A 12,692-nucleotide genomic window follows, 5' to 3' on the forward strand; every position below is an offset into this window, starting at 1 on the left:
TGAGCTATACCCACCATGACCGGTGCTGTGTGGTGTCTTGTTCCCCACCGGCTGAGAAAAAGTGTACAGGGTCTGGAGGGGTGCTCGCTCCCGGCGTTGGGTCCGGCCGGGAGCGAGCTGCGTCACTCCGTGTCCGCGGGCAGGACGTGCCTGGCCGCGATCTCCTTCGCGGTGTCCGAGTCCGGGCCGGGCTGCGGCACGAAGACCGCCTCCCGGTAGTAGCGGAGCTCCGCGATGGATTCACGGATGTCCGCCAGCGCCCGGTGGTTCCCGTTCTTCTCCGGACTGTTGAAGTACGCCCTCGGATACCAGCGCCGGGCCAGCTCCTTCACGGACGACACGTCCACGATCCGGTAGTGCAGGTGGCTCTCCAGCTTCGGCATGTCGCGGAGCAGGAAGCCCCGGTCGGTGCCGACGGAGTTGCCGCACAGCGGTGCCCGGCCGGGTTCCGGTACGTGCTGCTTGATGTACTGGAGTACCTGTTCCTGTGCGTCCTCCAGGGTGGTGCCGCTGTCCAGCTCGGCCAGCAGCCCGGAGGAGGTGTGCATCTGGCGCACGACCTCGGGCATGGTGGTCAGGGCCTCGGCCGGGGGGCGGATCACGATGTCCACCCCGTCGCCCAGGACATTCAGCTCCGAGTCGGTGACCAGGGCGGCCACCTCGATGAGCGCGTCGTTCGCCAGCGAGAGCCCGGTCATCTCGCAGTCGATCCACACCATGCGATCGTTCATACGTCTCACCCTACGGGGCGCTCCCGCTGGCTGGGCAGCACCGGGCGGCCGCCCGGCCGGCCGGCGGGCTGTTCCGGGAGTCGCGGCGCGTAGGCGTCGGATTCCGGTTTGCCCGGTTCTGTGGGCGCGAGAGCCGTTGCCTGGCTGTGCACCGGCTGGGAGTGGCCCGCCGTACTGTGCCCCGGCTGACCGCCCGACCCGTGCCCGCCCGGACCGCCGTGCCCGCCCGGACCACCGTGCGGTCCCTGCGGGTGCCCGCCCGGACCGTGGCCGCTTTGCGGGTGGCCCTGCGTGTGGCCGCCCGGACCGAGCCCCCCTTGGGCGTGCGTCGCCTGGCTGTGCGACGTCTGCCCGTGGTGCAGCTGGCCGTGGCCCCCGGGCAGATGGCCCGCCGCGGCTGCGGCGAACCGGTCCGCACCGGCACCGGGGCGCTCGCCGCGCTCCGGCCGGTCCAGCCGGGAGGCCTGCTCGGGCACCCCGTTCTGCGGCCGGCGCGCGCGGTACGCCGCGCGGTAGGCCGCGGGTGAGGCGCCCAACTGCCTCCGGAAGTGGCCGCGCAGTGCGACCGGCGACCGGAAGCCGCAGCGTCCGGCGACCTCGTCCACGGAGTAGTCGGAGGTCTCCAGCAGCCGCTGCGCCTGTAGAACGCGCTGGGTGATCAGCCACTGCAGGGGAGCGCTCCCGGTCAGGGACCGGAAACGGCGGTCGAAGGTACGGCGGCTCATGTAGGCGCGGGCCGCCAGCGTCTCCACGTCGAACTGCTCGTGGAGGTGCTCCAGCGCCCAGGCCACGACCTCGGCGAGCGGGTCCGCGCCGATCTCCTCCGGTAATGACCTGTCCAGGTACCTCTGGTGCCCCAGGTCCGACGCGGTGCGCCGGGGCGGGACCACCAGCCGCCGGGCGAGCGCGTTGGCCGCGTCCGCCCCGTGGTCGGTACGGACGATGTGCAGGCACAGGTCGATGCCGGCGGCGGTCCCCGCGGAGGTCAGCACGTCGCCGTCGTCGACGAAGAGCTCGCGGGGATCGACATGGACGGACGGATAACGCTTGGCGAGCGTTGGCGCGTACATCCAGTGGGTGGTCGCGGGGCGGCCGTCGAGGAGCCCTGCGGCGGCGAGCACGAAGGCCCCCGTGCAGAGCCCGACGATGCGGGCCCCCTCTTCGTGCGCCCGGCGCAGCGCGTCCAGCGCGGCCGGGGGTGGTGCCTGTGTGATGGACCGCCAGGCCGGCACGACGACCGTGCCCGCGCGGGCGATCGCCTCCAGCCCGTAGGGGGCCGACAGTTCCAGCCCCCCGGTGGTGCGCAAAGGCGCATCTTCGCCCGCGCACACAAGTAGTCGGTACCGCGGAACACCCGCGTCCTGGCGGTCGATGCCGAAGACCGAGAGCGGAATGGAGCTCTCGAAAATCGGGCCGCCACTGAAGAGGAGCACCGCGACTATTTCGCGGCGTCGTCGGGCGGCGAGCTTGCGTGCGGCATCTGGTACGGCAGCGGAGTCCTGGCTCATGGCACTTAAGCCCCCCTCGGTCGTCTCGCCCTCTCGGTCCTGCACTGTTCCCCCGCCGTGATTGCCAAGATCGAATCTACTGCGTCCCGTGAGGATGGAGTGCCAAGTTCACCACCCGCTCGTATGTCGATATGGCAACTTGGCGCGAAGCATTCGATCACGAAGCGTTCCACTCGTCGGGCCTGCTGGGAAGTACGCCTCTCGCCTCTGCCCGCGAGCCGTAGGGCACAACCATGCCCGGCGGTCCTTTCCGCCCAGCTCAGGCCCAGGTTGTGGGTCGCTTTTGCCAAGGGATGCACTTGGGAGCGAAGTTGGCCGAAAACGACCCTGGGCAGGCTTGCGAGCGCGTCATTCCTCCGGCGTACGCCCCTCGGAGCGGCGCCCTCCGCGGTGGGCCCCGGTGCCGGTGCGGCTGTGCCGGCCGCGGTGCGGGGCGATCTCGTCGGGGGACGGCCGGGCGGCGGTGCGTTCGGACTGGCGCAGCAGCGCCCGGCACGCGCAGGTAACCGTCGCCAGCCCCACGGCGGTACCGGCCGCCCCGGCGGCGGAGGCGCCGCACAGGACGAGGACGAGGGGCACCAGGGCGCAGCTGAACGCCGCCCAGCGGACGAGATCGCTCACCGGATCGGCTGATGTGTTCGACGGACCGCGCACGGCGTACTCCCTCCAGGCAGGCAGGTACTACAACGGCTGTGGGGTCCATGAGTCACCGCGAGGGGTACGTACGGGGGCAGGCCGGGGCATTGCCATCCGGCCCACGCTCCGGCATGCTCCGGGAATGTTCGAGCGGTACCCCGTCCCCGGTGGCCGCGGGGGTTCGCCCCCGTCCCAGGGGCCCGTCGTCCGCGCGGGGCTCTGGGCAGCGGGGGAGTGGCGCCGTACTCTTGGGGTAAGGCATTGGGAAGATGATTCCCGGTCGTGTTGTTCCTCTTTGAACTAAGAGGTTGACCTGCCGATCAAGCCAGCCCAGTCAACTGTCGGATCAAGTCAATCGCCGCTCCCCGTCCGCCCCTCCGCAAGGACTTCCTTCGCCGAGACACCATGGCCGGTCACGAAATCCCCGAACCCGCGGACCGCAAGCAGGTCGCCGATCCGACGGCGGACCTCCAAGCGGCGGATCAGACACGCCACTCCTGCGACCCGGCCTTCCGGCACGGTGTCGTGGTCGGCTTCGACGGCTCGATGTCCAGCGAGCGGGCGTTGGCGTATGCAATCGGTATGGCGCGGCGCTCCGGCTCGGGCCTGATCATCGTCCATGTGGCCAACCGGCTGCCCACGACGGTCTGGGCGGGCTGCGAACCCCCGGTCTTCGTGGACGTGCCGGATCACCGTACGGAAGTGCTGGGGCTGGAGCTGGCCTGCGCCGATCATCTCGCGGAGATCCCGTGGATTCTCGTGGAGCGCGGCGGCGACATCTGCCACGAGCTCGAAGAGGTCGGGCAGGAGTACGAGGCCGACGCGATCGTCGTCGGCTCGACGCACGGCATCGTGGGCCGGATCTTCGGCTCGGTCGCGGGGCGGCTGGCCCGTCGGGCGCAGCGGCCCGTGGTCGTCATCCCCTGACCGTACGGCCGACGGTCTGACCGTATGCCCGCCCGCCTGCCCCGCTCGGCCGACGGCCCCGGCCGCCCGCCCCGGCGTCGCCCCGGGCCTCCGGCCGCCCTGTCGCGCACGGCCATCCCACGTACGCCCCTCCGCTTTCCTGACACTGCGTGACCCTGTGGTGCGCGAGGTGAAAGAGCGTCACCAGCCGTACGAATATGCGCAGTCGGCATATCTACTGGCCCGTAGAGGTGGATTGGGGGGTCGTGGCGGGTAGAAATCCGATCAAGAGGGCGCGAACAGAGCGTGAACGGCGGGGGCGGTCAGGACGCCCCCGGCCTCCGCTCCCGGGGTGCGCGGGCGTCCGGCGGACGAAGGGCCGCCGCCCGGCCGCCGCCCGTCAACAGCGTGCTGCCGCCCGGGAGGTGACGGTTCCCGGGGAGGTGGCCACCGCCGGCGTAAGGGCGACGCCGGCAACAGGGGAGGCGGGGCCCCGCGCGTATGGTGGCACGCGCGGGGCACCCGCCTCCCGCCCCTTCGCGGACGTACGAGCCGACGTCCGGGCCGGCGTACCGACGTGCCGGCGGACGTACGGGCTGACGCGCGAAAGGGACGGGCGGCCCCCCGTAGGCCGCCCGTCCCCTGATGCGTTTTCCGTGGTCCCGCAGGACCGGACTGCTACTCGACCGTGACCGACTTAGCCAGGTTGCGCGGCTTGTCGATGTCCCGGCCCATGGCCAGCGCCACGTGGTAGGCCAGCAGCTGGAGCGGGATGCCCATCAGGATCGGGTCCAGCTCGTTCTCGTTCTTCGGCACGACGATGGTGTGGTCGGCCTTGTCCTGCTTCTGGTGCGCGACGGCCAGGATGCGGCCGCTGCGGGCCTTGATCTCCTCCATCGCGGCGCGGTTCTTCTCCAGCAGGTCGTCGTCCGGGACGATCGCCACGGTCGGCATGGCCGGCTCGATCAGCGCCAGCGGGCCGTGCTTGAGCTCGGACGCCGGGTACGCCTCGGCGTGGATGTAGGAGATCTCCTTGAGCTTGAGGGAGGCCTCGCGGGCGACGGGGTAGCCGCGCACCCGGCCGATGAACATCATCGACCTGGCGTCCGCGTACTCCGCCGCCAGCTGCTTGACCTCGTCCTCCAGCTCCAGGATCTCCTGGATCTGGCCGGGCAGCCTGCGCAGGCCCTCGATGATCCGCTTGCCGTCGGCGACGGACAGGTCGCGGATGCGCCCGAGGTGCAGGGCGAGCAGCCCGAAGGCGACCACGGTGTTGGTGAAGCACTTGGTGGAGACCACGCAGACCTCGGGGCCCGCGTGCACGTACACGCCGCCGTGGGTCTCCCGGGCGATCGCCGAGCCGACCACGTTCACCACGCCCAGGACGCGCGCGCCCTTGCGCTTGAGCTCCTGCACGGCCGCCAGCACGTCGTAGGTCTCACCGGACTGGGAGACCGCGATGTAGAGGGTGTCGGGGTCCACGACCGGGTTGCGGTAGCGGAACTCGGAGGCCGGCTCGGCGTCCGAGGGGATGCGGGCCAGCTCCTCGATCATCTGCGCGCCGATCTGGCCCGCGTGGTACGAGGTGCCGCAGCCCAGGATCTTGACCCGGCGGATGGCGCGCGCCTCGCGGGGGTCCAGGTTCAGGCCGCCCAGGTGCACGGTGGAGAAGCGGTCGTCGATCCGCCCGCGCAGCACGCGGTCGACGGCGTCGGCCTGCTCGCTGATCTCCTTGTGCATGTACGTGTCGTGGCCGCCCATGTCGTACGACTCGGCCTCCCACTCCACGGTGGTCGGCTGGGCGGAGGTGTGCGAGCCCTCGGTGGTGTAGGTGCGGTAGTCGTCGGCCTTGATGGTGGCCATCTCGCCGTCGTCGAGGGTGACGACCTGGCGGGTGTGCGAGACCAGCGCGGCGACGTCGGAGGAGACGAACATCTCCTTCTCGCCGATGCCCAGGACGACCGGCGAGCCGTTGCGGGCGACGACGATGCGCTCGGGGAAGTCGGCGTGCAGCACGGCGATGCCGTACGTGCCCTCAATGACCCGCAGGGCCTCGCGGACCTGCTCCTCCAGGGTCGGCGCCTGGGAGCGGCCGATCAGATGGGCCAGCACCTCGGTGTCGGTCTCGGAGACGAACTCCACGCCGTCGGCGGTGAGCTTGGCGCGCAGCTCGTCGGCGTTGTCGATGATGCCGTTGTGGACGACGGCGACCTTGCCCTCGGTGTCCACGTGCGGGTGGGCGTTCTCGTCGGTGGGGGCGCCGTGGGTGGCCCAGCGGGTGTGCGCGATGCCGGCGGTGCCCGCGAAGCGCTTGGGCAGCCGGGACTCCAGCTCGCGGACGCGGCCCTTGGCCTTGGCGGTCTTCAGGCCGCCGGCCGCCTTGCCGGCGCTCTTCGCGTGGATGGCGATACCGGCGGAGTCGTAGCCGCGGTACTCCAGGCGCTGCAGTCCTTCGAGGAGCAGCGGAGCCACGTCCCGCTTACCGATGTAGCCGACGATCCCGCACATGAAGTGACCCTCCCGGTCAGGCAGTTGGACAGGTGGCGCACGATGCGGCGCGCGCCGGGGTGCTCGGCCGGTTCAGCCGTAGACGAGGCGGCGCAGCTGGCGCGCCGAGAGCTCGGGCGGGCGGACCGCGCGGTGCGGCAGCTCCTGGCCGATGCGTTCGAAGATCGCCTCGTTGCGCAGTCCCTGCGACTGCAGCTCCCGGTGGCGTCTGCGGACGTAGTCCTCGGTCGTCTCGTCGAAGTACGCGAGAACGTCGAGCACCACCCGGGCGGCCTCACCGCGCTGTAGCGGTGTGCTGCGCACCAGGTGGTCGACGAGGTCCTCATGGGGCGAACGGCGATCGAGCACCCGATGAATACTGAAGGGTCGCTCCGGCTTATGCAAGAAATCTGCCCGATATCGGGCAAGCGACACGCCGGATGACGCCAGACGTGGTCTGCACCTTGACCACCAGGGGGGTGAGCGGTACTCAATGTTGACGTTCGGTTGCTCCATGCCACGTATGACGTCCACGCACGGTCATGCACGACGAGCCCACCGAAGGGAATCTCGTGAGACGAAGCAGACTGTTCTGCTCGCTGCTGTTGGTCGCGACGGCCGGCCTGTCGACGGCCGGGGCCCAGTCCGCCGCGGCCGACCGCGGCGGCCCGGCCGCCCGCCACGCCAAGCCGATAGCCCTCGACCAGGTCATCCCGGCGCCCGCCGCCGTCCGGCCCGGCAAGGACCCGTACACGATCGGTGACCGGACGCAGATCCGGGTGCCCGGCGCGTCGGGCGAGGTCAGGCGGGTGGCCGGCTATCTGGCGGAGGTGCTGCGCCCGTCCACCGGCTACCCCTTGCCGGTCACCGGCAAGGACGGCCGGGACGGCATCGTGCTGCGCCTGGGCGGCAAGGACAGCAAGAAGCTGGGCGCCGAGGGCTACCGCCTCACCTCCACCCGGCACGCGGTGACGATCACCGCGGACCGGCCCGCCGGCCTCTTCCACGGCGTGCAGACGCTGCGGCAACTGCTGCCGCCGTCCGTCGAGAAGCGCAGCAGGCAGCACAGCCCCTGGAAGGTCTCCGGCGGCACCATCACCGACACCCCGCGCTACGGCTACCGCGGCGGGATGATCGATCTCGGCCGGCACTTCTTCACCGTCGAACAGCTGAAGCGTTACATCGATCAGCTTGCGCTGTACAAGTACAACAAGCTGCATCTGCACCTCACCGACGACCAGGGCTGGCGGCTGCAGATCAACTCCTGGCCGCGGCTCACCACCTTCGGCGGCAGCACCCAGGTCGGCGGCGGCCCCGGCGGCTACTACACCAAGGCCCAGTACCGCGAGATCCTGCGGTACGCGGCCAGCCGCTACATGGAGGTCATCCCCGAGATCGACACCCCGGGGCACACCCAGGCCGCGCTCGCCTCGTACGCGAAGCTCAACTGCAACAACGTTGCGCCTCCGATCTACACCGGTGTCGAGGTCGGCTTCAGCTCGCTGTGCGTGCCGAAGAAGCTGACGTACGAGTTCCTGGACGACGTCTTCCGCGAGGTCGCGGCGCTCACCCCGGGGCCGTACCTGCACATCGGCGGCGACGAGGCCTACTCCACCAGCCACGCCGACTACATGACCTTCATGAACAAGGTCCAGCCGCTGGTGACCAAGCACAAGAAGAAGGTCATAGGGTGGCACCAGCTGACCGCCGTGACCCCGGCCAAGGGCGCCGTGGTGCAGTACTGGGGCTACGACAAGACCACCGCGAAGGAGCGGGCGCAGGTCGTGGCGGCGGCCAAGAAGGGCACCGGGCTCATCCTGTCGCCGGCCGACCGGTCCTACCTCGACATGAAGTACACCAAGGACACCAAGCTGGGTAAGGCCTGGGCCGGGTACGTCGAGGTGCAGCGGTCCTACGACTGGAACCCCGCGACGTACCTCAAGGGCGCGCCGCAGAAGTCGATCCTCGGCGTCGAGGCCCCGATCTGGACGGAGACCCTCTCCACCGATCAGCACCTCGACTACATGACGTTCCCGCGGATGCCCGGCATCGCCGAGCTGGGCTGGTCCCCGGCGTCCACGCACGACTGGAACACCTACAAGCACCGGCTGGCGTCCCTGGCGCCCCGCTGGGAGGCCATGGGCTTCGACTACTACAAGTCCCCGCAGGTCCCGTGGCGCAAGTGAGCTGACGGCGAGAACGACGGCAACGACAGCGGGGCGGGACCGGAGCACCGGTCCCGCCCTGTGCCGTACCGGGCAGCCGTACGGGCGAGCCGTACGAGCCGCCGTACGCGGCCGTCCTACACGCCCAGCTCCCGGGCGATCAGCAGCCGCTGCACCTCGCTCGTCCCCTCGCCGATCTCCAGGATCTTGGAGTCGCGCCACATACGGGCGACCGGGTACTCGTTCATGAAGCCGTAGCCGCCGTGGATCTGGGTGGCCTCGCGGGCGTTGTCCACCGCGATCTCGGAGGAGTACAGCTTGGCGAGCGCCGCCTCCTTCTTGAAGCGCTCGCCGTGCACCAGCCGGGAGGCGGCGTCGCGCCAGGCCAGCCGGGAGGTGTGGGCGCGCATCTCCATGTCGGCCAGCTTGAACTGGATCGCCTGGTTGTGGCCGATCGGCCGGCCGAAGGCGTGCCGCTCCTTGGCGTAGCGCACGGACTCGTCCACACAGCCCTGCGCGAGGCCGGTGGCCAGCGCCGCTATCGCGATCCGGCCCTCGTCGAGGATGCGCAGGAACTGGGCGTAGCCGCGGCCCTCGGTACCGAGCAGGTTGCCGACCGGGACCCGTACGTCGGAGAAGGACAGCTCACGGGTGTCCGAGGCATTCCAGCCGACCTTCGAGTACGGGGCGCCGACGGTGAAGCCCGGGGTGCCGGAGGGCACGATGATCGAGGAGATCAACGGGCTGCCGTCGTCCTTGCGGCCGGTGACGGCGGTGACCGTGACCAGGCCGGTGATGTCCGTACCGGAGTTGGTGATGAAGCACTTGCTGCCGTTGATCACCCACGAGTCGCCGTCGCGGACCGCCGTGGTGCGGGTGGCGCCCGCGTCGGAGCCGCCGTCCGGCTCGGTCAGGCCGAACGCGCCGAGCACCTCGCCCGCGCACATCCGGGGCAGCCACTCGCGCTTCTGCTCCTCGGTGCCGAAGTGGAAGAGGGGCATGGCGCCCAGCGAGACGCCCGCCTCCAGGGTGATCGCCACCGACGAGTCGACCCGGGCCAGCTCCTCCAGGGCGACGCCGAGGGCGAGGTAGTCGCCGCCCATGCCGCCGTACTCCTCGGGGAAGGGCAGGCCGAACAGGCCCATCCGGCCCATCTCCCGCACGATCTCGTACGGGAACTCGTGGTGCTCGTAGAACTCGCCGATCTTGGGGGCGACGACGTCGTGGGCGAACGCCTCGACCGTGCGCCGCAGTTCTTCGAGTTCAGGGGACAGGCGGTGGTCCAGGGACATCGTTCACTCCTTGTGGGAGAGGGCACGGACGGTGCGGGACGGGCTCGGACGGCCCAGTTGTTCGGCCATCCACCCGCTGGTGGCGGTGAGCCGGCCCAGATCGACCCCGGTCTCGATGCCGAGGCCGTGCAGCATCCACACCAGGTCTTCGGTGGCGAGGTTGCCGGTGGCGCTCTTGGCGTACGGGCAGCCGCCGAGGCCGCCCGCCGACGCGTCGACGGTGGTGACGCCGTGCTGGAGCGCGGCGAGGGTGTTGGCCAGCGCCTGGCCGTAGGTGTCGTGGAAGTGCACGCCGAGGCGGTCGGTGGGCACGCCCGCCTCGTTCAGCGCGGCGAGCAGTGCCTGTACGTGGCCGGGGGTGGCGACGCCGATGGTGTCGCCGAGGCTCAGCTCGTCGCAGCCCATGTCGAGCAGGGCACGGCAGACCCGCACGACCTGCGCGATCGGCACCGGGCCCTCCCAGGGGTCGCCGAAGCACATGGAGAGGTAGCCGCGGACGTGCGTCTTCTCCTCCTTCGCGCGGGCGACCACCGGAGTGAACATGGCCAGCGATTCCTCGACCGTACGGTTCAGGTTGGCCTTGGCGAACGACTCCGTGGCGCTGCCGAAGACGGCGATGCGGCGGGCGCCGAGGGCGAGCGCGCGGTCCAGGCCGCGGTCGTTGGGGACGAGGACGGGCAGGTGCGCGTCGAGGTCCGCCAGCATCGGGTAGAGCTGTTCGGCGTCGGCGAGCTGCGGCACCCACTTGGGGTGCACGAAGCTGGTCGCCTCCACCGTGGTCAGCCCGGCTTCCGCGAGGCGGCGGATGAACTCGGCCTTGACCTCGGTGGGCACGACGGCCGACTCGTTCTGCAGGCCGTCGCGGGCGCCGACCTCGTGGATGCGGACCCGGGCCGGCAGGGCGGGCGCCGGGACGGGCATGGGGAGTCCGGAAGCGGTCATGCCGTTGCCTCCTCGGTCGGGGCGGCCGCCTGCGCGTCCGGCGTCCGCGGGCCGGACGCTTCCGCATCGGCGGACGCGTGCGGGTCGACGACGGCGAGCACCTGGTCCATGGCGACGGTGCTGCCGGGGGAGACGCCCAGCTCGCTGACCGTGCCGGCGTGCGGCGCGGAGATGACGTGCTCCATTTTCATCGCCTCGACGACCAGCAGCCCCTGCCCTGCGGCCACTTCGTCGCCGACGGCCACCTTCACGACGGTGACCGTGCCGGGCATCGGCGCGGTCAGCGCGTCCATCCCGTGGGCCCCGGCGGCGCCGCGCAGCGTCTCGGCGACCGGGTCGTGGTCCGTCACGTGCCAGGTGTCGCCGTCCCGGCCGAGCCAGTCGCCGACCCGGTGGAAGGTGTGCACGATGCCGTCGACGGTGACGCGGACCCGGTCGGCGGTGACGTGGCCGGTGCCCGTGGCGGCCACCGGGTCGTGGCCGGGGACCTTGACCTGGTGGGCGACGGGCGCCGGACGGCCGCCGATCCGCCAGCCGTCCGGTACGGAGAACGGGTCCACCCAGCCGCCGTCCGGCACCGGCTCCAGGGCCGCGTTCCGTACGGCAGCGGCGGCCGCGTACACCTCGGCGGGCACCTCCCGCGGCACCAGCGCGTCCATCTCGCGCTCGACCAGCCCGGTGTCCAGCTCGCCCGCCACGACGGCCGGGTGGGCCAGCAGGCGGCGCAGGAAGCCGGTGTTGGTGGGCACCCCGAGCACAACCGTTTCGGCGAGCGCGGCGCGCAGTTTGCGCAGCGCGGTCGCACGGTCCGGGCCGTACGCGACGACCTTCGAGAGCATCGGGTCGTACAGGCTGCCGACCTCCGTGCCCTCGGCCAGGCCGGAGTCCGTGCGCACCCCGTCGCCCTGCGGCTCGGCGAGCGCCAGGACCGTACCGCCGGAGGGCAGGAAGCCCCGCGCGCCCTCCTTCACCGACACCGTCTCGGCGCAGATCCGGGCCTCGACGGCGTGTCCCGTCAGGCGGACGCCGTCCTGCCCGAACGCCAGCGGCTCCCCGGCGGCGATGCGCAGCTGCCACTCGACCAGGTCGAGGCCGGTGACGAACTCGGTGACCGGGTGCTCGACCTGGAGACGGGTGTTCATCTCCATGAAGTAGTACGCGGACGGGTCGTCGCCCGGCACGATGAACTCGACCGTGCCCGCGCCCCGATAGCCGCACGAGCGCGCTGCCTGGACGGCGGCCTCGCCCATCGCGGCCCGCGTCGCCTCGTCCAGCAGGACGGACGGCGCCTCCTCGATCACCTTCTGGTGGCGGCGCTGGAGCGAGCACTCGCGCTCGCCGAGGTGGACGACGTTGCCGTGGCCGTCCGCGAGCACCTGGATCTCGATGTGCCGGGGGCGGTCCACCCAGCGCTCCACGAGCAGCGTGTCGTCGCCGAAGGAGCCGCGCGCCTCGCGCCGGGCGGCGGCGATCTCGTCGGCGAGCAGCGCCTCGTCGCGCACCAGGCGCATGCCCTTGCCGCCGCCGCCCGCGGACGGCTTCAGCAGCACCGGCATCCCGATCTCACGGGAGGCGTCGGCAAGTTGGGAGTCGGTCAGGCCGCTGCCGGAGGAGCCGGGCACGACCGGCACACCGGCCGCCCGCACCGTCTCCTTCGCGCGGATCTTGTCGCCCATCAGCTCGATGGCCTCGGCGGACGGCCCGATGAAGACCAGCCCGGCGTCGGCGCAGGCCGCCGCGAACGCGGTGTTCTCGGCGAGGAAGCCGTAGCCGGGGTGCACGGCCTCGGCGCCGCTGCGGTGCGCGGCCTCGATCAGGCGGCCCGCGTGCAGATAGCTCTCGGTGGACGGCGGCGGGCCGATGCGGACCGCCGTGTCGGCCTCGCGGACATGGCGGGCGTCGGCGTCCGCGTCGCTGAAGACGGCGACCGAGCGGATGCCGAGGGCGCGCAGCGTCCGGATGACGCGGACCGCGATCTCGCCCCGGTTGGCGACCAGGACCGTGTCGAACATGCTCATCTGTTCC

The 12,692-nt window shown here is 71.3% G+C and carries 10 protein-coding genes; 2 read left to right on the forward strand and 8 right to left on the reverse strand.

From position 1 onward, the window contains the following. Window positions 1-122 precede the first annotated feature (122 nt). The 3 genes from orn to ACFV57_RS31140 form a co-directional block, all read right to left on the reverse strand. Window positions 123-731, reverse strand: a complete 609-nt coding sequence (gene orn / locus ACFV57_RS31130) for an oligoribonuclease (RefSeq protein ID WP_385239051.1) — start codon at window positions 729-731, stop codon at window positions 123-125. A gap of 5 nt (window positions 732-736) precedes the next feature. Continuing rightward, window positions 737-2,239 carry a GlxA family transcriptional regulator gene (locus ACFV57_RS31135; protein WP_385239053.1) on the reverse strand — a complete coding sequence of 501 codons (1,503 nt, stop codon included), beginning with the start codon at window positions 2,237-2,239 and terminating at the stop codon, window positions 737-739. Between the two features lie 348 nt (window positions 2,240-2,587). Next, window positions 2,588-2,860 (reverse strand): hypothetical protein, encoded by a 273-nt coding sequence (locus ACFV57_RS31140; protein WP_385239055.1) that lies wholly within the window; start codon window positions 2,858-2,860, stop codon window positions 2,588-2,590. A 420-nt stretch (window positions 2,861-3,280) separates the two neighbouring features. Here ACFV57_RS31140 and ACFV57_RS31145 point away from each other — a divergent pair, with 420 nt between their 5' ends. After that, window positions 3,281-3,802 carry a universal stress protein gene (locus ACFV57_RS31145; protein WP_385239057.1) on the forward strand — a complete coding sequence of 174 codons (522 nt, stop codon included), beginning with the start codon at window positions 3,281-3,283 and terminating at the stop codon, window positions 3,800-3,802. Between the two features lie 657 nt (window positions 3,803-4,459). Here the strand turns inward: ACFV57_RS31145 and glmS are convergent. Together glmS and ACFV57_RS31155 are read right to left on the reverse strand one after the other, a co-directional pair. Continuing rightward, the gene (gene glmS / locus ACFV57_RS31150) at window positions 4,460-6,289 is read right to left on the reverse strand and encodes a glutamine--fructose-6-phosphate transaminase (isomerizing) (protein ID WP_385239059.1); all 1,830 of its coding nucleotides are present in this window, start codon (window positions 6,287-6,289) and stop codon (window positions 4,460-4,462) included. Window positions 6,290-6,361: 72 nt separating this feature from the next. After that, window positions 6,362-6,637 carry a hypothetical protein gene (locus tag ACFV57_RS31155; protein ID WP_030018892.1) on the reverse strand — a complete coding sequence of 92 codons (276 nt, stop codon included), beginning with the start codon at window positions 6,635-6,637 and terminating at the stop codon, window positions 6,362-6,364. A 173-nt stretch (window positions 6,638-6,810) separates the two neighbouring features. Between ACFV57_RS31155 and ACFV57_RS31160 the strand changes: the two genes are divergently transcribed. Continuing rightward, window positions 6,811-8,454 carry a beta-N-acetylhexosaminidase gene (locus ACFV57_RS31160; RefSeq protein WP_385239061.1) on the forward strand — a complete coding sequence of 548 codons (1,644 nt, stop codon included), beginning with the start codon at window positions 6,811-6,813 and terminating at the stop codon, window positions 8,452-8,454. Window positions 8,455-8,570: 116 nt separating this feature from the next. Here the strand turns inward: ACFV57_RS31160 and ACFV57_RS31165 are convergent, their stop codons facing one another. Genes ACFV57_RS31165 through ACFV57_RS31175 form a run of 3 tightly spaced genes read right to left on the reverse strand, consistent with a single transcriptional unit; the run spans window position 8,571 to window position 12,679 of the window. After that, the gene (locus tag ACFV57_RS31165) at window positions 8,571-9,725 is read right to left on the reverse strand and encodes an acyl-CoA dehydrogenase family protein (RefSeq protein WP_385239063.1); all 1,155 of its coding nucleotides are present in this window, start codon (window positions 9,723-9,725) and stop codon (window positions 8,571-8,573) included. A gap of 3 nt (window positions 9,726-9,728) precedes the next feature. Further along, window positions 9,729-10,667 (reverse strand): hydroxymethylglutaryl-CoA lyase, encoded by a 939-nt coding sequence (locus ACFV57_RS31170; protein WP_385239065.1) that lies wholly within the window; start codon window positions 10,665-10,667, stop codon window positions 9,729-9,731. Next, entirely contained in the window at window positions 10,664-12,679 is a 2,016-nt protein-coding gene (locus tag ACFV57_RS31175) for a biotin carboxylase N-terminal domain-containing protein (protein ID WP_385239067.1), read from the reverse strand. Before ACFV57_RS31175 ends, ACFV57_RS31170 begins: the two co-directional genes overlap by 4 nt. Window positions 12,680-12,692 lie beyond the last annotated feature (13 nt).

The sequence above is a fragment of the Streptomyces sp. NPDC059788 genome, assembly GCF_042732265.1.
In the GTDB taxonomy this organism is placed as follows: domain Bacteria; phylum Actinomycetota; class Actinomycetes; order Streptomycetales; family Streptomycetaceae; genus Streptomyces.

What these genes read in the sequence shown, in the direction of transcription:
- orn (WP_385239051.1), bottom strand. Translation starts at nt 731, where the DNA reads ATGAACGATCGCATGGTGTGGATCGACTGCGAGATGACCGGGCTCTCG.
- ACFV57_RS31135 (WP_385239053.1), bottom strand. Translation starts at nt 2,239, where the DNA reads ATGAGCCAGGACTCCGCTGCCGTACCAGATGCCGCACGCAAGCTCGCC.
- ACFV57_RS31145 (WP_385239057.1), top strand. Translation starts at nt 3,281, where the DNA reads ATGGCCGGTCACGAAATCCCCGAACCCGCGGACCGCAAGCAGGTCGCC.
- glmS (WP_385239059.1), bottom strand. Translation starts at nt 6,289, where the DNA reads ATGTGCGGGATCGTCGGCTACATCGGTAAGCGGGACGTGGCTCCGCTG.
- ACFV57_RS31160 (WP_385239061.1), top strand. Translation starts at nt 6,811, where the DNA reads ATGCACGACGAGCCCACCGAAGGGAATCTCGTGAGACGAAGCAGACTG.
- ACFV57_RS31165 (WP_385239063.1), bottom strand. Translation starts at nt 9,725, where the DNA reads ATGTCCCTGGACCACCGCCTGTCCCCTGAACTCGAAGAACTGCGGCGC.
- ACFV57_RS31170 (WP_385239065.1), bottom strand. Translation starts at nt 10,667, where the DNA reads ATGACCGCTTCCGGACTCCCCATGCCCGTCCCGGCGCCCGCCCTGCCG.
- ACFV57_RS31175 (WP_385239067.1), bottom strand. Translation starts at nt 12,679, where the DNA reads ATGTTCGACACGGTCCTGGTCGCCAACCGGGGCGAGATCGCGGTCCGC.